The organism is Nonomuraea sp. NPDC050022 (genome assembly GCF_044460705.1).
Lineage (GTDB): Bacteria > Actinomycetota > Actinomycetes > Streptosporangiales > Streptosporangiaceae > Nonomuraea.
Genome location: NZ_JBITKE010000010.1, coordinates 366,659 through 386,731 on the forward strand (window position 1 = coordinate 366,659; position 20,073 = coordinate 386,731).

Genomic DNA, 20,073 nt, shown 5'->3' on the forward strand with positions numbered 1-20,073 from the left:
GACACTCCGGTGTTCAGACGTTGCCTATTAGAGATGACACGAATGCACGAATACTCCGCGCTTGACGAGTTCGAGACCGGCGAAATGGACCTTGAGGAGCGCCAGGCACTGCGCCGCGTGGCGGGCCTCTCCACCGAACTCCAGGATGTCTCCGAGGTCGAATACCGGCAGCTGCGGCTCGAGCGGGTCGTCCTGGTCGGCGTCTGGACCTCAGGCACGGCGGAGGACGCTGAAAACTCCCTTCTCGAGCTGAAGCTCCTGGCCGAAACGGCCGGTTCGGAGGTCCTCGAGGGCCTCATCCAGCGCCGCCAGAAGCCTGACCCCGCCACGTACATCGGATCGGGCAAGGCGCTCGAGCTCCGCGACGTGGTCGAGTCGACCGGCGCCGACACCGTGATCTGCGACGGCGAGCTGGCCCCTGGCCAGCTCCGCCAGCTGGAGGAGACAGTCAAGGTGAAGGTCATCGACCGCACCGCGCTGATCCTCGACATCTTCGCGCAGCACGCCAAGAGCCGTGAGGGCAAGGCTCAGGTCGAGCTGGCCCAGCTCAGCTACCTGCTGCCCCGCCTGCGTGGCTGGGGTGGCAACCTGTCCCGGCAGGTCGGCGGACGCGCCGCGGGCGGCGTCGGCATCGGCGGCCGTGGCCCCGGTGAGACCAAGATCGAGCTCGACCGGCGCCGCATCCGCGAGCGCATGGCCAAGCTGCGTCGCCAGATCAGCGGCATGTCCACCTCGCGCGACACTATGCGCCACCGGCGCAGTCGCCGGGAGGTCCCGGCCGTCGCGATCGCGGGTTACACCAACGCCGGCAAGTCCTCGCTGCTCAACCGCATCACCGGCGCCGGTGTGCTGGTGGAGGACGCCCTGTTCGCCACCCTGGATCCGACCGTACGCCGGGCGCACACGCCCGACGGCAGGCTGTTCACGATCGCCGACACGGTCGGCTTCGTGCGCCACCTGCCGCACCAGCTGGTCGAGGCGTTCCGCTCCACGCTGGAGGAGGTGGCCGACGCCGACCTGATCCTGCACGTGGTCGACGGCGCTCACCCCGACCCCGAAGGCCAGCTCGCCGCCGTACGCGAGGTCTTCGCGGACATCGAGGGCGCCTTGGACATTCCCGAGATCGTAGTGATCAACAAGGCCGACGCCGCCGACCAGGAGGTGCTGGACCGGATCGCCAGACGAGAGCGCGACAGCATCGTGGTCTCGGCGCGCACCGGTGCCGGCATCGCCGAGCTGATGGCGCTCATCGAGCGTGAGCTGCCCAGGCTCGACCACGAGGTCGTGCTGCTCGTGCCGTACGACAGGGGCGACCTGATCTCGCGGGCCCACAAGGAGGGCGAGGTGCTCTCGGTGGACCACGTCGCGGAGGGCACGGTCCTGCACGCGCGCGTGCTCCCGAGTCTGTTCCAGGAGCTGGAGCGGGCGGGCAAGCCGGTCGAACGCGTCTCCTAGCGGTCGCATCGGGCAGCTCTCGGTGGTTGTGGGGGCCAGAACCCCCAAAATCACTGCGGAGCTGCCCAAAGGCGGCAGTGGTCCCTGAACGCTGGGATTGCTAGGATAAGCCGAGTCTTACGACACTAATGGCACGGGTTTCAGATGATCGCTGCTGCGAGTCAGGTCGCGTGCGGGGGCCACAGGGGATCGATGGGGCTGAGTGGCGGTTGGGATGAGTGGGCTTCTTTCCGAATAACCCTGTACAGCAAGCCCACCTGTGAAATAACGTAACTGAACTGAAATCGCCGGATCATGAGTCTGGCGATACGGTCACCGCACAGCCATACGCGGATGAGATCAGGAGACCCCCCATGTCGTCCGGACCCGGAGCCGACTCAGTGGGCGCGGCGGCAGCCGTGCGCTGCTGGGCACTGCGCTCAGCTGGGGGATCCCGCGGGGCGGTGATGCGGTGACCGTTCGGCTCCTGACCAACATCGGCCGCCTCTGGACCGGCAACGAGGTCCTCAGCAACGCGGCCATCCTTGTGCACAACGACCGGATCGCGTGGGTCGGGCGAGCGCCCGACCTGCCGCAGAGCGTGCCCGGCGTTGTCGACGACATCGTCGACGTGGACCACGTCGAAAACCTGGGCGGCGCGCTCGTCACGCCCGGCCTCATCGACGCGCACACCCACCCCGTCTACGCGGGCAACCGCTACGCCGAGCTGGCGATCCGCACCGGCGGGTCCACCTCCTCGGCGATCACCGCGGCGGGCGGCGGCGTGGGCTCGACCGTCACCGTGACCCGCGGCACCGACCCGTGGACCCTGTGCAACGGCGTGCGCGAGCGTCTTCGTGGCTGGCTGCTCAGCGGCACCACGACCGTCGAGGCCAAGACCGGCTACCACCTCACCCGCGACGGCGAGCTCGCCGACGTGCGGCTCCTGCGCGAGCTGGAGAAGGAGCCGATGATGCCGCGGGTGCACGTCACCTTCCTCGCGGCGCAGGTGGTCCCGCCGGAATACTTCGGCCGGCAGCGCGAATACGTCGAGGCCGTGGGCGCCTGGTGCGCCGACGCGGCCGCCGCCGGCGCTGACAGCGTGGACGTCTACTGCGACGAGGGCCACTTCACCACCGAGGAGTCCCGCTGGGTGCTCGCCTCGGGCCGCAACGTCGGCCTGCTGCCGCGCATCCACGCCGGCCTCTACAGCCGCCGCGGCGCCGTCCAACTGGCCGCCGAGCTCGGCTGCGCCTCCGCTGACGGGCTGCACCACATGTCCGAAGAGGACATCGCGATCATGTCCCGCTACGGCGTGCCCGCCGTGGTCTGCCCCGCGACGGCGCTCCAGCGCGGCCACCTGCCGCCGGTCCGCCAGATGATCAAGCACGGTGTGCAGATCGCGCTCGGCAGCGACCACAACCCCGGCTACTGCGGCATCACCTCGATGTCCCTGGTCATCGCGATGGCGGTGTCGGCGTTCGGGATGAGCGTCAACGACGCGCTGCGGGCGGCCACGCTCGGCGGCGCCACCGTGCTGGGCGCGCCCGACCGCGGCGTGCTGGCTCCCGGTCGCCTCGCCGACATCGTCCAGTGGGACGCCGACCACGAGGGCGCCTTCGCCTGGTCCTTCGGCCTCAAGCCGCGCCGGGTCTGGCGGGGTGGCACCCCGGTTCAGTAGTTGATCTCGGACTATGCCGCCATCGGTGTTCGTGGTCACGGATTCAACCGCTTACCTGCCTCCGGTGCCTGGTGTCGCTGTCGTACCCGTACAGGTGACTTCCGGCGGTCTTTCGTACGACGAGGACTCCTTCACCGGTGACCTGTCGTCGGCGACCACGTCCAGACCCGCACCCGCGCGCTTCGCCGCGTGCTACTCGTCATTGGCGGCGGGCGGCGCTTCGGCCGTGGTCTCAATACACCTATCCGGCGATTTTTCCGGCACAGCCGCCGCCGCCCTGCTGGCCGCCAAGGAGTCCCCCATACCGGTGGAGGTCATCGACAGCCGCTCGATCGCCATGGGCCTCGGCTACCCCGTCCTCGCCGCCGCCCGTGCGGCCGCGGACGGGGGAACGCCGGCGGACGTGGCAGCGGCGGCCCGGCGGTGCGCCTTACGGACCCGGACGTACTTCTACGCCGACACGCTGGAATACCTGCGGCGGGGCGGCCGAGTCGGGACGGCGGCCTCGCTGGTGGGCTCGGCGCTGCTGATCAAGCCGTTACTGCACCTGATGGATGGGCGGGTGTCGCTGCTGGAGAAGGTACGGACCGCGACCAGGGCCATCGGTCGGCTGGAGGACCTGGCGGTTGCCGCAGCGGCGGGCAAGGCGGAGGTGCGGGTCGCCGTACAGCACCTGGGGGCGCTGGGACGGGCGGAGGGGCTGGCCGAACGGCTGGCCAAGCGGTTGCCCGGGGTGGTGGAGATGCGGGTGGTGGAGGTGGGGGCGGTTGTCGGGGTTCATGTGGGTCCCGGGATGCTGGGGCTGACGGTCACCTCGGCCGACTAGGGCGGTGTCGCCGAACGTTCGCCCTAGGGTGGTGTCGCCGAACGTCCGCCGAGCATCCGTTCTTCCGTTCCCCCGTGTGTCCGTCCGTGTGGGCTGCGAACGCCCCTCGTCCCGCAGTCGCGTGACCAGCGTGTCGCGCGCGGCCCCGTCGGGCAGGGCCTCCGCCACGACGGGCGGTTTCTTCCGTGCCTCCGGAGGGGGTGTTTCTCCGTGGGCCCTTTGGCACGATGGGCGGTTTCTTCCGTGCCTCCGGAGGGGGTGTTTCTCCGTGGGGCCTCTGGCACGACGGGAGGTTTTCTTACGTTCTCCCGTAGGGGGTTTCCCTCCATAGGGACACCAGCCACGACGGACCGTCGCAGGGATTGAGACGGTCGTCTGACGGCCCACTTCTTCGTCCACAGCACCGCCTGACCATGGCTCGGTTATCCCCAGAACCTCGTTCACCCGCCTGCGACCCCCTGCCGGTCTCGTACGTTCGCTGGCGTGCGCAACCACGATGCGACAGCCGAGCGGACCATCGCCGAGTCCCGCCTACGGTCGCTCACCAACCCCAGCCTGCCCGGCGGCGCACTCCATCGCCCACACGATCCGCCTGCGCAGCCCGGCCGAGCTCTTCCCGAGGCGCCCGTCCGGCCAGGACCAGCCCTGCGCGAGGCGGCCCAGAGACCAGGCCCAGCCCGGCATGAGACGCCCCATGGGCCAGACCCAGTCCTGCACGAGACGCCCATGAGGCCAGGCCGAGCCTCTCATGGGGCGCCCGTGAGGTCAGGCCGCGCTTCCACGCCTCACGTGCCGACTCAGGGATCTGGCCGAGCGACGGTCCCTCACGAGCCGGCTGAGAGATCTGGCCGGGCGGCAGTTCCTCACGACTCGACGCATAGGTCAGGCCGCGCGGCAGTTCCTCACGACCCGACGCATAGGTCAGGCCGCGCGGCGGCCCCTCACGAGCCGACCCAGAGGCCGAGCCGAATGACGGCTTCGATCCCGCCCTCGTTCGAGGCCTTTCGCCAGGCCGTCACCACCAAGCCGCCCGCCTCGCTCGACCCCGGCAGGCCGGGCCTGCGCATCCTGATAGCCCTGGCCGTTCTGACCGCGGTGGTGGCAGGCGTGATCGCGTGGCGCTCCCAACCCACCCCAGAACCCCTCCCCGCCCCACCTCCCAGCCCGCCGGGACCCGCCACCCCTTCTCCCACGGCCAAAGTGACCGTCCACATCACCGGCAAAGTACGCAAGCCGGGCCTCTACACCCTCGCCATGGGCGCCAGGGTGGCCGACGCGGTGACGGCCGCAGGAGGTCCTGTCCGCAGCACCGCCATGTCCTCGGTCAACCTCGCCAGACGCCTGGTGGACGGCGAACAGATCGTCGTAGGTGCCCCACCAGGCTTCCCACCCGGCCTCGCCTCAGCCGACCCCGCCACCACGACCCTCGACCTCAATTCGGCCACCCCCGACCAACTCGAACAACTCCCCGGTGTGGGCGAGGTCCTGGCGGCCCGCATCGCCGACTTCCGTACCGCGCACGGCGGCTTCACCAGCGTCGACCAGTTGCGCGAGGTCAGTGGCATCGGCGCGAAGAAATTCGAGGAGATCAAGGGAAAGGTCCGCGTCTGACATGCCCCACGGCCTCCCCTCCTCGCCTCACTCCTGGTCCCTGGCCCTGCCCGCCCTCGCCACCTGGGCCGCCACTCTCACCCTCCTGAACTTCTCCCCGACCACAAGCCTGATCGTCTCCGCTGTGGCCACCGTGGCCGTGCTCCTGACCGCCCTGAACTTCTCGCCGACCACGAGCCTGATCGTCTCCGCCGTAGCCACCGTGTCCGCGCTCCTGACCCTCCCCAGGCGTTCCCGCGTTCTCCAAGCGGGCTCACTCACTGGGATCGTGTCCGGTCGCACTTCCTCGGGAGCGGTTCCGGGGTCCGTCCGGCGGCTCTGGCGCAACGTGGCCATCGCGACCCTCACCTGCGTGGCCGCGACCTCAGCCTCAGTGGCCCTGCGCGTCCACGCCGTGAGCACAGGCCCGGTGGCTGACCTGGCAACCCGCGGAGCACAGGTCACCGCCCAGATCACCCTCACCGACGATCCGAAGATCAGACGCCACCGAGGCGGACGCTTCACCCAGGACCGCATAGTCGTCCCCGCCACCCTGACCGTCCTCCAAACCCCAGCCAGCATTGGATCGCCGCTTCGGCGAGGTGCGGCCGGCAGAGCAATCGCGGTGAACACCCCTGTCGTCGTCTTCGCCCAGGGCCCCGAGTGGAGCAGCCTCCTCCCGAGCCAGAGCCTGGAAGTAACCGCTCGCCTGGCACCGGCAACCCCAGGCGACTTGATCGGCGCCGTCCTCCTCGTACGAGGGTCACCCCGCGTCCTCACGCCTCCGTCATGGATCCAGGCCGCGGCAGGCACCCTTCGGGCGGGCCTACGGACGGCAGCAGACGTACTCCCGGCAGACCAGCGCGGCCTCCTCCCAGGCTTGGTCGTGGGCGACGTCTCCCGCATGGACCCACAACTCACCGCCGACCTCAACGAAGCAGGTCTGAGCCACCTGAACGCGGTAAGTGGGGCGAACCTCGCGATCGTGGCCAGCGCCGTCCTGGCCCTCTCCCGCCTGGCCGGCCTCCCGCTCGCCCTGAGAGCCGTCCTCGCCGCCATCGCGATGCTCGCCTTCGCCGTGGTGGCCAGACCCTCGCCCAGCGTCCTGCGAGCCTTGCTCATGGGTATGACCGCCGCCGTAGCCCTGGGCACCGGCCGGACCAAGGACGGCGTGGCGGCCCTGTCCGCGTCGATCCTGCTGCTCATCCTGTTCGACCCTGAACTAGCTCATTCGTACGGCTTCGCCCTGTCCGTGTTCGCGACCGCCGGAATTCTCCTCCTGGCTCCCCGCTGGCGAGCCCACCTCATTGGCCCCGACCCGGAAGAAACCCCCGCAAGCGCCGACACCCCCGACTTCGCCGCCGAGAGCCCCATTCCCACCCGGGCCGACGATGCCAGCCGTCACAGCGACTCGGCACCATACGGCGCCGTCGGGTCCGATCCAGCGGGCTGTGGTGTGGTCGGGTCGGGTTCGGCACCATGCGGCGCCGTCAGGCCCGACTTGGTACCTCGGGATGGCATCGCGTCTGATTCAGCCGCTCACTCAGCCGCTGATTCGGCTGCGTTTGGTGGCTTCGCCTCCGGCTCGGCATCCCACAGTGCCGATGCCGACACCCCCGCTGTCGTCCTCGAGTCCCAGGAGCCGCCCTCCGCCCCGATTCGCTCATTGCCCGGGCGAGGTCGGCGCCGTTTGCGGCTGCCTCGGTGGGCGGCGGAGGCAGTGGCCGTGTCCGCGGCGGCGCAGGTCGCTGTGACGCCGGTTCTCGTGCTGATGTCCGGTCAGCTGACCCTGGTCGCCATACCCGCCAACCTCCTGGCGGGCCCGGCAGTGGCGCCGGCGACCATCCTCGGGTTCGTCGCCGCGCTGGTGGCTCCCCTCTGGCCGCAGGCAGCTCAGTGGCTGGTCATCCCGGCAGGGTACGCCGTGGGCTGGATCATCATGGTCGCCCAGTGGGCCGTGAGCATGCCACTCGCCACGCTCCCATGGCCGGGCGGTCTTCCGGGACTCGGGCTTCTGATGGTCGCCGTGGCCGTGCTGATCCCCGTGCTCAGACGTCGTACCTGGCGAACGGCGGCCCTCACGATGGCCGGCGCGGCTCTCGTGGTCGCGCTCGTGGTTCGCCCCATGGCCAAGCCCTGGCCGCCCCCGAACTGGCTCATGGTGGTCTGCGACGTCGGTCAGGGCGACGGCATGGTGCTGGCGGCCGGTCCCGGTCGTGGCATCGTCGTCGACACCGGCCCGGACCCCGTCGTCATGGACCGCTGCCTGCGCAGGCTGGACGTACGCGACGTACCCCTGCTGCTCCTCACCCACCCGCACGCCGACCACGTGGACGGACTCCCCGGCGTACTCAGGAACAGGCGTGTCGGCGCGGTCATCGTCAGCCCGCGACGCGTCGCCCCGCAGGAGAGCAACCGCATCGCGACCATCCTCGCCCGCCACCGGATCCCCGAATGGACACCTCCCTCGGGCAGCAGCTGGCAACTGGGCCCGTCCGAGATGACCATCCTCGCCCCCGACCCGGCCCAGGGCGACGCCGAGGGACAGGGGGAAGGCAGCCTGATCAACAACTCCAGCGTCGTGGCGCGCGTACGCTGGCGAGCAGGCTCGGCCCTCCTGAGCGGCGACATCGAAACCGAGGCTCAAGACGCGCTGCTACGGCGCCTCGCCCCGCGAGCGGACATACTCAAGGTCCCGCACCACGGCTCGCGGCGACTGGACCCGGCCTTCTTCGCGTCCGTAGGCGCTCGCGCGGCGCTGATCAGCGTAGGAGCCGACAACGACTACGGCCATCCCGCTCCGTCCACGATCGCGCTCCTGCACCGCCTTGGCGCCCGCGTCTACCGAACCGACCGCTCAGGCGACATCGCGGTCATCGACCAGGACGGACAACTGGCGGTGGTCGCCCGCGGCCCGTAGCCGGCACCGGTCCGTTCCTGTCTGCCGTTCTGCGGACGCTGGAACGGGATGGGACGCAGTACTGCGTTACCCGACCTGGACGAGGGCAAGGCGAACGGCGTCGCCCCCAACCTCGTGAAGAGGCGCCCGTCCAGGCGAAGGGCGCTCGCCCCCCTCCCGGCGAGCGCCCCTTGTCTGGGCGGGCGCCTCCGGCGCGGGCTCAGCACGTAGAACGGTTCAGCGCGTTAGCAGCTCAGCGCATACAGGACTCAGCGCGTCAGTGGTTCGGTACGTCAGTGGTTCGGTACGTCGGTGGCTCAGCACATCACTGGCTCAGCACGTCAGAGGATCGGTACGTCAGCGGCTCGGCAGGTTAGTGGCTCAGCACGTCACAGTGATTGCCGGTACGCGAGCCACGTCCTCCCCGCGCCCGCCGTCCTGGCCCGGAACTCGCGCCGCTCCTCCGGCCCGTACCGAGCCTTGTAGGTGCGGAATCGCGTCCACAGCGCGGCCAGCCCGATCACCGCGTCCGGCGGCGCGGACGACCACGACGGTACGCGGGACAGCAGTTCGTCCACCTCTGCTGGGGTGTGTCCGGCTTCGACGAGGTGGGGGGCGAGCATGGCCGCGTCGATCCAGGCCGCGCCCCGAGCGGAGAACGACCAGTCGATCGCGTACACGCGCCCTTGTGAAATGAGCATGTTGTTCGAGCCGAGGTCGTAGTGGAGCAGCGTGTTGCCGCGGAGGTCGCGCGGTTCGAAGCGTTCGATCGCGGTGTCGTACAGGTCGCGGTCCGCCGGGATGCCCTTGTCACGCAAGTGGGAGTGCTTGGCAAGGAGCGGCAGGATGTTGTCGATGACCGGCGCCGCTCCCCGGGGACAGGGGGTGAGCAGGGCGCCGAGCAGGGAGACCGTGTCCAGGACGGCGGGCAGGTCGGGGGAGCCGGGCGTCAGGTCGACGTGGCGGCTGTTGTCGTTGATGTACTCGAACACGGCCACCAGCCACCCATCCTGCTGCCCTCGCCACAGCAGGTGGGGTGCGGGAGTCTCGTCGGGCAGCACGTTCGCCGTCCAGGACTCCGTACGGTGTGCCTTGGCAGCGGGCCCGGATGCCTCGACGGCCTTGATGAACACGCTGTGATTCTCGGTCTGTAACCGGGCCGAGATGCCGGGCATGGTGCCTTCGCCGGCGGGCTCCGCCTTGATGACCGGGCCGCCGCATTCGAGTTCTACCGTTTCGCGCACGCTCGCCGGGAGGTCTTCCCATTGCTGCCGGGTCATCGTAATCCTCCATTTCCGGAGACGTCGGCGCAGCCCGAGTACCACTGACCGCGTCCGCCGTCTGCGATCAGCAGTTCGGCGTCGAGCGGGGGAGCGGGGGTGCGCATGGTTTGTGCGGTGGCGCCGACTGGCTCGGCCGCGGGGCGGAGCGCCTCCCCAGCCAGGTCGTCGGTGCCGTGGTCGGGTGCGACTCGCTCGACCGACTGATCGAGCGGGCCCTGGGTGATGAGGTCGCACGGGTGGCTCAGGGCCGACGGGTCCAGCAGGGGGATCATTGCCGTGCTCCAGCTGTGCGGCGGACGCGCGGTGGTGTCCGCGATAAGTGCGGATGGGTGTGCGGTGGTGTCCGCGACAAGCGCGGATGGGTGTGCGGTTGTGTCCGCGGGTGGCGCGATCGGACGTGGGGTCGTGTTCGCGAATTGCGAGATCGGACGTGCGGAGATGTTCACAGGTAATGCGGGCCGGTGTGCGGAGGGGTCCGCAGGTAAGGCGGTGGGGGACACAGCGACTTCCTCACGGAGGTGGTGCTTGCTTGCGGCGGCCGGGGTTTGGAAGTCCGGGAGCCTTCCGGCCGCCGCTAAGTGGTCCGCCTCGAAGGTACGAATCAGCGTTGTGGCCGCTCAAGTAAGTTTCGAAAAGTTTCTTAAAGATCTGGGCGGGCCGCGTCGATACAAGACAGCGCGAGCGGCCCGTAGACGGCCACTTCAGCCAGTGCGGTGAACGCCTTTTCGTACACGGCGACGTCGTCCGGTTTCTTGATCCGGAACTGCGCGGCGACACCGTCGACCCGGACCTCGGTGGCGTCGTACAGCCAGAAGTTCTCCGGCGGCATGACGGGTGGTTTGCGGCTGTACGGCAGGATGCCGAGGCTGACGTAGGGATTGTCCCGGGTGTAGGTGGCCAGCCGGTCGAGCTGGGCGTTCATCCCGGCGGGGTTCACCATGGGGGTGCGCAGCGTCTGCTCGCCGAGTACGAACACGAAGCGCCGTACGCCCCCGAGCGACTGCTGCTGCGCCATGCGCGCCGCCACGGCTCGGTCCAGGTCATCGGTTATGCCGCGGAAGGAGATGATCGTGGACAGATGGGCGCGGGCGTACGCCTCGGTCTGCAGCAGGCCGGGCACGGTGGAGTGCTGCCACACGCGTAATCGGGTCGTGCGCTCGTACAGCGGGATGAACGCCTCCTGGACCTGGCCCAGCCCATTCCGCTCCAGGCGCCGCCATTCGGTGTAGAGCGTGTCGATATGGCGGGCGGCGGCGAGCAGGTCGGGTATTTCGTGTTCGGCCCCGCAGGCGGTGGCCCAGGCGCGGATATCGTCGTCGCTCGGGACCTGCTGGCCGTTCTCGATTTTGGAGATGCGGGACTTGCGTCCGCGCCACCCCATGGCCTCGGCCAGGCGGTCGCCGGTCATTCGCCGGCCGTCCGCGGTGTGGGCGGTGCGTAAATCCTTGAGCCGGATAGCGAGCGACATTCGCGCTTCCATGATTGTGCTGTGACTTGTCATGGGCCACCTCGGCTTGGGTGATGGAGTTTGCTTTGAAGCTACGCCCGGGTTCGGCCCCCCGTCTGTAGGGTTTCTTGAAAATCATGAAGAAACCATTGAGTACGGTTCGGCCGGATGTGACCATTGCTTTCGGCGAAACAGCAGCGACTCAGCTCATGCCGGCCGAGTCGGCGGCCCGCGAGTTCACCGTGCGCGGAGCAGGTCGAGGAAGGCGGTGAAGGCCGCATCGGTGCGGGCGGTGTCGCCGGTGGCGTCGGTGTCCATGAGGAGCCCGCGGACAACGGCGAGCGCGGCGGTGGCCAGCGCGGGTGCCGCCGCGCCATGGTGGGCGCGCAACCCCTGTTCCAGGACCGCGAGCCAGTCGGTGGTGGCGGCCCTGCGGAAGTCGGGCCACAGGGCCTGCCCGTCGGGCGTGTTGTGAACGGTGCCGAACAGGCGCAGGTAGGGCGCGCCCTCAGGGCCGCTCAGCACCCGCCAGGCTCGGGCGAGGGTCTCCTCGTATGGTTCGTCCCTTGGTGCGAGCGCTTTTCCGAAGAAGTCGAGCTGTCGTCGCCGGGCCTCGCCGAGCACTTCACGCAGGAGCCGTTCGCGGGTGCCGAAGTGGTAGATCAGCATGCGCGCCGTGGTGCCGGCGGCTTCGGCGAGCGGGGTCAGGCTGGTGGGCAAGCCGTGAGCCAGCACGTGATCGGTGCAGGCATCGAGGAGCGACCTTCTGATGTCGGGCTGTGGCTTGCGTCCCATGACCTTCCTTTGACGTAATGCTCGTTACGCATATTATCGTGCCCAGCCGACAGAGAAGATCCGGGAGGTCACGGTGCGGGTGGTGTTCGTCCACGGGGCGTGTGTACGTGACGGGGCATGGTGGTGGCACCGAGCCGCCGGCGAGCTGGAGGCGCGCGGCGTCCGCAGCTCCGCTCCGCCGCTGCCGAGCTGCGGGGAGACGGGGGACGTGCCCAGCGGGAAAGGGCCGACGCTGGAGGACGACGTGGCGGCCGTGCGTGAATGGCTGGCGTCGGACAACCAGCCGACGATCGTGGTCAGCCACAGTTATGGCGGTGTTGTGGCGAGCGCCGCGGCGATAGAGCTGCCCCAGGTGCGCCATCTGGTGTATATCGCAAGTTTCCTCCCGGAGGTGGGCGAGAGCCTGGCATCGTACGGTGACGGGACGCCCGCGCCGTACCTGGACTTCGACCCTGACGGCACCTTCGGCGTGCGCGCCGAGCTCGCCACGCGGACTTTCCTGCAAGACTGCGACCAGGAGGCGGTGGAGCAGGCGCACGCGCGCTTGGTACGGCAGAGCGCTGCCGTCACCACCGCGCCGGTCCAGGCCGCTGCTTGGAAACAGATCCCGTCCACCTACGTCGTGTGCGCGCAGGACAACGGCACTCCTCCGGCTTTGCAGCGCGCCCAGGCCAAGCGGGCCACGCGCGCGGTCGAGGTGGCCGCGGGTCACCACCCCTTCCTGGCCCAGCCGAATGTCGTCGCCGAGCTCGTCCTCGATCTGACCTGAGCAACGGCGTAGGGTAGGTGTGCGCCCAGGGCGCCACCGGTCCGCGGACAGGGCTAAGCCCACCTGATGCTCATCGAACGACCCGGCCCGACCTCTTTTCCGGCCTGATCATGCGGACGCCAGGCCAGACGGAAAGGAGGCCCTCGTGCTCATCCATCGCCTGCCCGACAACCCCAGCCTCGAACGGCTCCGCAAGCAGGCCAAGACGCTGCTTCAGTACGCGAAGGCGGGAGTTCCCGAGGCGCTCGGGCTCGTCGCCGAGTTCCATCCCCGAACGCCGGAGACGCTCAAGCTGGCCGACGCGCAACTCGTCACCGCCCGCATGTACGGCTTCGCGAGCTGGCCCAAGCTCAAAGAACACCTCGGCACCGTCGAGCGCTACTCCCGCTCGCCGCACCGGGTCGCGCCGAGCGAAGAGTTGCCGGAGGAGTTCCTGCGGCTCGCCTGCCTCACCTATGGCACGGACTACCCGGGCCGGACCGCGGACGCCGACCTGCTGCTGGCCCGGCATCCGCAGTTGGCCACCGCGAACGTCTTCACCATGGCGGCCACCGGCTCGGCCGATGCGCTGGCCGATGTACTGACCGAAAATCCGGGGCTCGCCCCAGAGCAGGGCGGCCCCTTCGGGTGGGAGCCGCTGCTCTACCTGGCCTACGCGCGGCTCGATGCTCCCGGCCGGTACGTGGCCGCCGCCCGGCTCCTCCTCGACCATGGCGCCGATCCGAACGCCGGATTCCTCTGGGACGGGCTGCCCACGCCGTTCACCGTTCTCACGGGCGCGTTCGGTGGAGGAGAGGGCCACCAGCCACCACATCCGCAGGGCCTGGCGCTGGCCAGGCTGCTGCTGGCGGCAGGGGCGGACCCCAATGACGGTCAGACGCTCTACAACCTCGGGCTCGGCGGCGCCCGCTCCGACGACACCGCCCACCTTCAGCTGCTGCTGGAGTTCGGCCTGGGCCGTGGTGAGGGCGGCCCGTGGCATGCCCGGCTGGGTCCCACGCTGCAGTCCCCGCAGCAGATGCTGCGCGACGAACTGGCCACCGCCGCGCTGCGGGGCGGCCCGCGGCGGGCCCGGCTGCTCCTGGCACACGGCGCGGAGGTGGACGGCCTGGGCGGGCATCCGGCGTACGGCGGGCGCACCCCCTACGAGCTCGCCCTGTTGAACGGGCACACCGAGATCGCCGAGCAACTCGCCGCGGCAGGCGCCTCGGCGGTACTGGACGAGATGGAGACCTTCACCGCCGCCTGCATGCGCGCCGACGCCGACGCGGTGGCCGCATTCGGCCCGGAACCGCTGACGCGGGCGCTCGAACGATTCCCCGGCCTGATCATCAGGGCTGCCGAGCAGCGCAAGCCCGCGGCGGTACGGCTGCTCGCCGGACTCGGCTTCGGCGTGAACCACCTGCGTGAGTCCACCCCGCTGCACGCGGCGGCCTGGAATGACGACGTCGAGACGGCCAGGACACTGATCGAGCTCGGCGCCGACCCGGCGATCAAGGACACGGCGTACGACGCGACCCCGCTCGGCTGGGCCGAACACGGCGGCATGCATCGCGCGGCGGCGTACCTGCGAAGTCTGGGAGAAGAGTCCAGTATGACGTGATCGGCACCGCCGTCGTCGAGTACCCGCTTGTCGGCGCCGCATGGCATGCTGCACGACATGGCGGCAACAGACCCAGCACTCGTGACCTTGGTCGTCGGCGACGAGGAGCTGCTGGCCGAGCGGGCGGTCAGCGAGGTGGTCGCGGCGGCGCGGGCGGCCGACGGCGGCGCGGAGGTGCACGATCTCATCGGCGGAAAGGTGGCGCCGGGGGAGCTGACCCAGCTGACCTCGCCGTCGCTGTTCGGTGATCGTTCCGTGGTGGTGATCCGGTCCGCGCAGGATCTCATCAAGGACGTCATCGCCGAGGTCGTGAAGTACGTGGCCCAGCCCTCCGACGACACCGTGCTCATCCTGGTCCACCCGGGCGGGGTGAAGGGCAAGGCGCTGGTCGACGGGGTCAAGAAGGCGGGGGCGCGAGTCGTCACCGTCAACAAGGTCACCAAGGCCGGGGAGCGGCTCGACTTCGTCAAGGGCGAGATCAAGCGGGCGGGGCGCGGCATTTCGAGCGACGCCGCACAGGCGCTGCTCGAGGCGGTGGGCAATGATCTGCGGGAGCTGGCCGCGGCCTGCAACCAGCTGGTGTTCGACACGGAAGAAAAGACGATCAACGCGGCGGCCGTGGCCCGCTATCACAAGGGGCGGGCGGAGGTCACCGGGTTCAACGTGGCCGACTCGGCGCTCGAGGGGCGGCTGGCCGAGGCGCTGGAGCAGCTCCGCTGGGCGCTCGGCACCGGGGTGGCCCCGGTGCTGCTGGTGAGCGCGCTGGCGGGCGGGCTGAGGGGCCTGGCCAAGGTCGGCGGAGCGCCGCGCAACCTCAGGGGCGGGCAGTTGGCGAGCCACCTGGGCATGCCGCCGTGGAAGATCGACCGCGTCAAGCGGCAGCTGAACGGCTGGGGTCCGGAGGGCCTGTCCCGCGCCATCCAGGCGGTGGCCGACGCCGACGAGCAGGTCAAGGGCGGCGGCGCCGACCCGGCGTACGCGCTCGAACACACGGTGCAAGTGATCGTCGCCAACCGTACGGGCCGGTAGATGCCCGTACAGGCCCATGGGTGCCACCCGCCCCGATAACCAATGGTCCGGTAGCCGACACCCCGGTAAGGTCGCGAAGCGTCGGAGGGCGATGTGCGCCTCCTGTCGGTTGCTGGAGGGTATGTGAGCTGGTCGCCGTTTCGTATTGAGGTGCCGGACGACGTGCTGGACGACCTGCGAAACCGGCTGCGTAACACGCGGTTCGGCGACCCCACGCGGTCAGGGGAGCAGGCGTGGCAGGGCGGCGCGGATCCCGGCTATCTACGTGACCTGGTCGGCTACTGGGCCGAGGGATTCGACTTCCGGGCACGTGAGGCCGAGCTGAACGCTCTGCCGCACGGCATCGCGCACATCGACGGCACGCGCACGCACTTCCTGAAGATTCCCGGCAGCGGGCCCGCGCCCATGCCGTTGCTGCTGAGCCACGGGTGGCCGAGCAGCTTCATGGAGATGCTGCCGCTGGCGGCCCGGCTGGCCGATCCGGGACGGTTCGGGGGTGATCCGGAGGACGCGTTCGACGTGGTGATCCCGTCCATGCCCGGCTTCCTCTATTCGGAGCTGCCCGCTGAGCCCCTGACCAGGGCGGCGATGGCGCGGACGCTGCACGCGCTGATGACCGAGGCGCTGGGCTACGAGCGTTACGGCGCGTTCGGCGGTGACATCGGCGGGGCGGCGACCGGGTGGCTGGGGGCGCTCTATCCGGATCAGGTGATCGGGATTCACCTGATCCATCCGCCGTTCCCGGCGTCGCTGGAGGATCCGCCGCTGTCGGCGGAGGAGCAGGCTTTCCTCGACGCGGAAGCCGTCTATGACGAGGGCGACGCCGGCTACAGCGCCATCATGGGCACGCGGCCCGACACCATCGCCGCCGCGCTCCTGGACTCGCCGGTCGGGCTGGCCGCGTGGATCGTGGACAAATACCGCGACTGGAGCGACTGTCACGGCGAGGTGGAGACGCGGTTCGACCGGGACACCCTGCTGACGATCCTCACCCTCTACTGGGCCACGGGCTCGATCGGCACCTCGTTCAGGCAATACTTCGACTTCGAGCACAACACCGCCCGGCCGCCCATCAGCGTGCCCGCGGCGGTCACGCTGAGCCATGAGCCGTTGATGGCCGACTTTCCGCGGGCACTCGCCGAGCGGGCCCTCTCGGACATCCGGCACTGGAGCGAGCCCGGCAGAGGCGGCCACTTCCTGCCCCTGGAGGAGCCGGCCCTCCTCCAGGAGGAGCTGACGAGCTTCTTCCGCGAGCTCCGCCGCCCCTGACCGGCTGCGGCTCCGCGAACTCGGCGCGCCTGACCAGGGTCAGCGGGTGGATTCCACGTTCACCAGGAGGCGTTTGAGCAGGCCGTCCAGGATCGCCTGCTCCGCCGGATCCAGCACGTAGACCATCGCGGCCTCCACCTCCCCCCGGATCCGCATGGCCTCCATCCACAGCTCGTGCCCCCGGTCCGTCAGCTCCACGTCGACCCGGCGGCGGTCGTCCGTGCTGCGCAGGCGGCGTATCAGGCCCGACTTCTCCAGCGTGTCGAGGCGGCCGGTCATCCCGGCGGGCGACAGCATCAGCTCCGCGGCCAGCTCCGAAGGCGTCGCGGAGCCCGAACTGGCCACCAGCCGATGCAGCGTCTCGAACTCGAAGTCCTGCATCCCCACCTCCGCCAGCGCCGCCTCCTTCGTCTGACGCAGATGCTTGACGAGGAAGTGCATCCGCGTCACGACCGCCTCCACCCGCTCGTCGTACGGCGCCTTGCCCCGCCACCGCGCCAGATGCCGATCGACCGAATCACTGGAGTCGGAGCTGGAGATAGAACCGGAGCTAGAGCCGGAGCCCGCGTTCATCGAGTCCACTCACCAATCCTAAGCCAGCAAGTATTTAGTTGACGAAACATTAGCCAGCGAATTAATGTCCAGCCCCATGAGACTTCTGCTCGGGCGAGCCATCTCCGCCTTGGCCACCGCCTTGATCCCCACCACCCTCACCCTCGCCGTCCTCCGCACCACAGGCTCGGCCGAGGCCCTTGGTCTCGTCCTGGCCTGCGAATTGATCCCGCTCCTCCTGCTGCTCCCGGTCGGCGGGGTGCTGGCCGACCGTTTCCGGCCCGAGCGGGTGGCGCTGGTGGCCGACCTGGTCCGCGGCCTCTCCCAGGCCGCCATCGGGATCGAGCTGCTGATGGGCGTTGGCCGCGTGCTCGACCTGGCCGTGTTGTCCGCGGTGGCGGGGGTGGCGATCGCGTTCGGCATGCCTGCTGTGCCGAGGCTGGTCGCGGCCGTGGTGCCAGGCCCGGATCGGCTGCGGGTGAACGCGCGCATCGGGGTGGCCACCAGCACGTCCGGCGTGCTCGCGCCCGCCCTGTCGGGCGGCGTGGTGCTGGTGGCGGGCCCGGGGTGGGCGGCGCTGCTCACCGCCGCGCTGTTCGCCTGCTCGGCGCTCACCCTTGGCGGAGTCCGTACGGCCAAGCAGCCCGAGAGGGCCCGGAACACCTTCGCCAAGGACCTGGCCGAGGGGTGGCGCGAGGTCAGGACGCGGCCGTGGTTCCTGAAGTCGGTGCTCGGCCATGGCGTTTGGCATTTCATGGCCGGGTTGTTCCTCACTCTCGGCCCGCTGACCGCGGTCAAGCACCTCGGCGGCGAGGCCAGCTGGGTGCTCATCGTGCAGTGCGGCACGGTCGGCCTGGTCGCGGGGGTGTTCCTGGTGCCGAGGCTGCCCGTCCGCCGGCCGCTGGTCGTCGTCCAGGTGGCCGCCGCGCTGTACCTGCTGCCGCTGGTGGCGCTGGCGCTGACGTCGAACGTGGTGCTGATCGCGGCGGCGTACTTCGTGGCGATGTTCGGGCTCGGGCTGCTCAGCCCGTTGTGGGAGACCGTCGTCGCCGAGGAGATCCCCGAGGGCGCGCTGGGGCGGGTGCGGGCCTTCGATCAGCTCATCTCGTTCGCGTCGCGGCCGTTCGGGCTGGCCGTGGCGGCGCCGCTCGCGGGCTTCGTGGGCATGACCGGGCTGCTGCTGGCGGGAGCGGTCGCCGTGGCCGTGGCGAACCTGGCCGCGATCACGTCCGTCAAGCCTCCGAAGACCGGCTCTCCAGAGGAGCGGCCTCCCGCAGGACTCCGTCGCTGATCTCCAGCACCCGGTCGGCCAGCGTGATGAGGCTCGGGTCGTGGGTGGCGACCAGCGCGGTGACGCCCTCGCTGCGGACCAGGGCGCGCAGCAGCTCCATGATCTGCCGCCCGGTCTGTGAATCGAGTTGTCCGGTGGGCTCGTCGGCGACCAGCAGCCGGGGCCGGTTGGCCAGCGACCTGGCGATCGCCACCCGCTGCCGCTGGCCGCCCGACAGCTCGTACGGCCGCTGGTTGACGTGCTGTTCCAGCCCGACGAGGGAGAGCAGCACGCGCACGCGCGCCTCCCGTTCCGCGACCGGGGTGCGGGCCAGCCGCATCGGCACGCCGACGTTCTCGGCCGCCGACAGCACCGGGATCAGCCCAAACGACTGGAACACGAACCCCACCACGTCGCGGCGCAGCGCCAGCAGGTCGTCCTCGGACATCGAGGTCACCTCGGCCCCCGCCACGACGACGCGCCCGGCGTCGGGCCGGTCGAGCCCGCCGATCTGGTTCAGCAGGGTCGTCTTGCCGGACCCCGACCGGCCGCGGATGGCGATCAGCTCGCCGGGGTAGGCCGAGAACGACACCTCCCGCAGCGCCACGACCTCCTTCGGCCCGGCGCGATAGGTCTTGCGCACCCCCTCTACGACAACCAGAGGCTCACTGCTCATTGGAGGGCTCCTCTCGGGCCGGCCACACACCGATGTGGTCGGATTCGAGTTCGAGGCGCACCCGGCGTTCCATGTCCAGGGCGTTCATGAAGTCGCGGGGCAGTTGCAGCCGCCCCACGCGGTCGAGCACGGCGTACTCCTCGGCGACGCCCTCGCGGCGGAGCGTCTCGCTGCTGGTCCGCCCGTCGCGGATGCCGATCGTACGATCGACGCGCTCCGACACCAGCGGGTCGTGCGTCACGATGACCACGGTCACGCCCAGCTCGCCGTTGGCCTTGCGCAGCGCCCCGAACACCTCCTCCGAGGTCTCGCTGTCCAGCTCGCCGGTGGGTTCGTCGGCCAGGACGAGCTGCGGGGAGTTGGCCAGGGCGACGGCGATGGCGACCCGCTGCTGCTCACCGCCGGACATCTCGGGCACCTTGCGGTCCGCGCAGGAGGCGACGCCCATCAGGTCCAGCAGTTCGGTGGCCTGTCCCCGACGTGCCTTGCCTATCCCTGAACGGCCGGCCAGCTTCATCGGCAGCTCGACGTTCTCCCGGGCGGTCAGGTACGGGAGCAGGTTGCGTGCGGTCTGCTGCCAGACGAACCCGACGATGTCGCGCCGGTACCGCAGCCGGTCCTTCGCGGTCATTGACAGCAGGTCCGTCCCCGCCACCCGGGCCACCCCCGCCGTGGGCACGTCCAGGCCGGACAGCACGTTCAGGAGCGTCGACTTGCCCGACCCGGAGGCGCCGACGACGGCGACCAGTTCGCCCTCCTGGATGAGCAGGTCGAGGCCCTGCAGGGCGACCACCTCGACGCCCTCGGTCTTGTAGATGCGCACCAGGTTGTCGCACACGATGTGCGCGTCTCCGCCGAAGGCCGCCTTCTCTTCGGCGGCCCTAGCCTCCAGTTCGGACAACGTAGGACTCATGTGGGTGATGGCGCGGGGACCCGGTCTTTAAGGTCCG

18 protein-coding genes are annotated in these 20,073 nt (G+C 69.9%); 10 read left to right on the forward strand and 8 right to left on the reverse strand.

Annotated elements, in window-relative coordinates; genetic code table 11:
- The first annotated feature begins 42 nt into the window (after positions 1–42).
- From hflX to ACIBO2_RS39680, 3 genes are all read left to right on the forward strand, one after another.
- On the forward strand, positions 43–1,455 hold the full coding sequence (gene hflX / locus ACIBO2_RS39670; protein ID WP_358536135.1) for a GTPase HflX: 1,413 nt from the start codon (positions 43–45) through the stop codon (positions 1,453–1,455).
- A gap of 451 nt (positions 1,456–1,906) precedes the next feature.
- Positions 1,907–3,115, forward strand: coding sequence for an amidohydrolase family protein (locus ACIBO2_RS39675; protein ID WP_225290705.1), 1,209 nt, complete (start codon positions 1,907–1,909; stop codon positions 3,113–3,115).
- A gap of 13 nt (positions 3,116–3,128) precedes the next feature.
- Positions 3,129–3,941 carry a DegV family protein gene (locus ACIBO2_RS39680; protein ID WP_397303649.1) on the forward strand — a complete coding sequence of 271 codons (813 nt, stop codon included), beginning with the start codon at positions 3,129–3,131 and terminating at the stop codon, positions 3,939–3,941.
- Positions 3,942–4,472: 531 nt separating this feature from the next.
- Here the strand turns inward: ACIBO2_RS39680 and ACIBO2_RS39685 are convergent.
- Positions 4,473–4,637, reverse strand: coding sequence for a hypothetical protein (locus tag ACIBO2_RS39685; RefSeq protein ID WP_397303651.1), 165 nt, complete (start codon positions 4,635–4,637; stop codon positions 4,473–4,475).
- A gap of 273 nt (positions 4,638–4,910) precedes the next feature.
- On the opposite strand from ACIBO2_RS39685, the gene ACIBO2_RS39690 reads away from it, so the two are divergent.
- Both ACIBO2_RS39690 and ACIBO2_RS39695 read left to right on the forward strand, forming a co-directional pair.
- Positions 4,911–5,552 (forward strand): helix-hairpin-helix domain-containing protein, encoded by a 642-nt coding sequence (locus tag ACIBO2_RS39690; RefSeq protein ID WP_397303653.1) that lies wholly within the window; start codon positions 4,911–4,913, stop codon positions 5,550–5,552.
- Position 5,553: 1 nt separating this feature from the next.
- Positions 5,554–8,451 (forward strand): ComEC/Rec2 family competence protein, encoded by a 2,898-nt coding sequence (locus ACIBO2_RS39695; protein WP_397303654.1) that lies wholly within the window; start codon positions 5,554–5,556, stop codon positions 8,449–8,451.
- Positions 8,452–8,819: 368 nt separating this feature from the next.
- Here ACIBO2_RS39695 and ACIBO2_RS39700 read toward each other — a convergent pair whose 3' ends face one another.
- The 4 genes from ACIBO2_RS39700 to ACIBO2_RS39715 all read right to left on the reverse strand — a co-directional run bounded on the left by ACIBO2_RS39700 (position 8,820) and on the right by ACIBO2_RS39715 (position 11,955).
- Entirely contained in the window at positions 8,820–9,710 is an 891-nt protein-coding gene (locus tag ACIBO2_RS39700) for a hypothetical protein (protein WP_358535484.1), read from the reverse strand.
- Complete coding sequence (locus tag ACIBO2_RS39705; RefSeq protein ID WP_397303656.1) at positions 9,707–9,985, reverse strand: hypothetical protein; 279 nt, start codon at positions 9,983–9,985, stop codon at positions 9,707–9,709. The genes ACIBO2_RS39700 and ACIBO2_RS39705 overlap by 4 nt, the downstream gene beginning before the upstream one ends.
- 368 nt (positions 9,986–10,353) lie before the next feature.
- The gene (locus tag ACIBO2_RS39710; RefSeq protein WP_357947153.1) at positions 10,354–11,181 is read right to left on the reverse strand and encodes a helix-turn-helix transcriptional regulator; all 828 of its coding nucleotides are present in this window, start codon (positions 11,179–11,181) and stop codon (positions 10,354–10,356) included.
- 216 nt (positions 11,182–11,397) lie between these two features.
- Positions 11,398–11,955, reverse strand: coding sequence for a TetR/AcrR family transcriptional regulator (locus ACIBO2_RS39715; protein WP_358535488.1), 558 nt, complete (start codon positions 11,953–11,955; stop codon positions 11,398–11,400).
- A gap of 73 nt (positions 11,956–12,028) precedes the next feature.
- On the opposite strand from ACIBO2_RS39715, the gene ACIBO2_RS39720 reads away from it, so the two are divergent.
- The 4 genes from ACIBO2_RS39720 to ACIBO2_RS39735 all read left to right on the forward strand — a co-directional run bounded on the left by ACIBO2_RS39720 (position 12,029) and on the right by ACIBO2_RS39735 (position 16,625).
- On the forward strand, positions 12,029–12,724 hold the full coding sequence (locus ACIBO2_RS39720; protein ID WP_397303658.1) for an alpha/beta fold hydrolase: 696 nt from the start codon (positions 12,029–12,031) through the stop codon (positions 12,722–12,724).
- Between the two features lie 145 nt (positions 12,725–12,869).
- On the forward strand, positions 12,870–14,327 hold the full coding sequence (locus tag ACIBO2_RS39725; protein ID WP_397303660.1) for an ankyrin repeat domain-containing protein: 1,458 nt from the start codon (positions 12,870–12,872) through the stop codon (positions 14,325–14,327).
- 57 nt (positions 14,328–14,384) lie between these two features.
- Positions 14,385–15,356, forward strand: a complete 972-nt coding sequence (gene holA / locus ACIBO2_RS39730) for a DNA polymerase III subunit delta (RefSeq protein WP_358535494.1) — start codon at positions 14,385–14,387, stop codon at positions 15,354–15,356.
- A gap of 123 nt (positions 15,357–15,479) precedes the next feature.
- Entirely contained in the window at positions 15,480–16,625 is a 1,146-nt protein-coding gene (locus ACIBO2_RS39735) for an epoxide hydrolase family protein (protein WP_397303663.1), read from the forward strand.
- Positions 16,626–16,664: 39 nt separating this feature from the next.
- Here the strand turns inward: ACIBO2_RS39735 and ACIBO2_RS39740 are convergent, their stop codons facing one another.
- Positions 16,665–17,198, reverse strand: a complete 534-nt coding sequence (locus ACIBO2_RS39740; RefSeq protein ID WP_358536139.1) for a MarR family transcriptional regulator — start codon at positions 17,196–17,198, stop codon at positions 16,665–16,667.
- A 76-nt stretch (positions 17,199–17,274) separates the two neighbouring features.
- Between ACIBO2_RS39740 and ACIBO2_RS39745 the strand changes: the two genes are divergently transcribed.
- Complete coding sequence (locus tag ACIBO2_RS39745; RefSeq protein WP_358535498.1) at positions 17,275–18,468, forward strand: MFS transporter; 1,194 nt, start codon at positions 17,275–17,277, stop codon at positions 18,466–18,468.
- Here ACIBO2_RS39745 and ACIBO2_RS39750 read toward each other — a convergent pair.
- Positions 18,410–19,123: an ABC transporter ATP-binding protein gene (locus tag ACIBO2_RS39750; RefSeq protein ID WP_358535500.1), complete on the reverse strand. Its 714-nt coding sequence runs from the start codon at positions 19,121–19,123 to the stop codon at positions 18,410–18,412. The genes ACIBO2_RS39745 and ACIBO2_RS39750 overlap by 59 nt on opposite strands.
- Positions 19,113–20,036, reverse strand: coding sequence for an ABC transporter ATP-binding protein (locus tag ACIBO2_RS39755; RefSeq protein ID WP_358535502.1), 924 nt, complete (start codon positions 20,034–20,036; stop codon positions 19,113–19,115). The genes ACIBO2_RS39750 and ACIBO2_RS39755 overlap by 11 nt, the downstream gene beginning before the upstream one ends.
- Between the last annotated feature and the right edge of the window lie 37 nt (positions 20,037–20,073).

Bases quoted from the DNA above. Each gene is read 5' to 3' on its own strand.
- hflX (WP_358536135.1), top strand. From the start codon at position 43: ATGCACGAATACTCCGCGCTTGACGAGTTCGAGACCGGCGAAATGGAC.
- ACIBO2_RS39680 (WP_397303649.1), top strand. From the start codon at position 3,129: ATGCCGCCATCGGTGTTCGTGGTCACGGATTCAACCGCTTACCTGCCT.
- ACIBO2_RS39685 (WP_397303651.1), bottom strand. From the start codon at position 4,637: ATGGGGCGTCTCATGCCGGGCTGGGCCTGGTCTCTGGGCCGCCTCGCG.
- ACIBO2_RS39690 (WP_397303653.1), top strand. From the start codon at position 4,911: ATGACGGCTTCGATCCCGCCCTCGTTCGAGGCCTTTCGCCAGGCCGTC.
- ACIBO2_RS39695 (WP_397303654.1), top strand. From the start codon at position 5,554: ATGCCCCACGGCCTCCCCTCCTCGCCTCACTCCTGGTCCCTGGCCCTG.
- ACIBO2_RS39700 (WP_358535484.1), bottom strand. From the start codon at position 9,710: ATGACCCGGCAGCAATGGGAAGACCTCCCGGCGAGCGTGCGCGAAACG.
- ACIBO2_RS39705 (WP_397303656.1), bottom strand. From the start codon at position 9,985: ATGATCCCCCTGCTGGACCCGTCGGCCCTGAGCCACCCGTGCGACCTC.
- ACIBO2_RS39710 (WP_357947153.1), bottom strand. From the start codon at position 11,181: ATGTCGCTCGCTATCCGGCTCAAGGATTTACGCACCGCCCACACCGCG.
- ACIBO2_RS39715 (WP_358535488.1), bottom strand. From the start codon at position 11,955: ATGGGACGCAAGCCACAGCCCGACATCAGAAGGTCGCTCCTCGATGCC.
- holA (WP_358535494.1), top strand. From the start codon at position 14,385: ATGGCGGCAACAGACCCAGCACTCGTGACCTTGGTCGTCGGCGACGAG.
- ACIBO2_RS39740 (WP_358536139.1), bottom strand. From the start codon at position 17,198: ATGAACGCGGGCTCCGGCTCTAGCTCCGGTTCTATCTCCAGCTCCGAC.
- ACIBO2_RS39745 (WP_358535498.1), top strand. From the start codon at position 17,275: ATGAGACTTCTGCTCGGGCGAGCCATCTCCGCCTTGGCCACCGCCTTG.
- ACIBO2_RS39750 (WP_358535500.1), bottom strand. From the start codon at position 19,123: ATGAGCAGTGAGCCTCTGGTTGTCGTAGAGGGGGTGCGCAAGACCTAT.
- ACIBO2_RS39755 (WP_358535502.1), bottom strand. From the start codon at position 20,036: ATGAGTCCTACGTTGTCCGAACTGGAGGCTAGGGCCGCCGAAGAGAAG.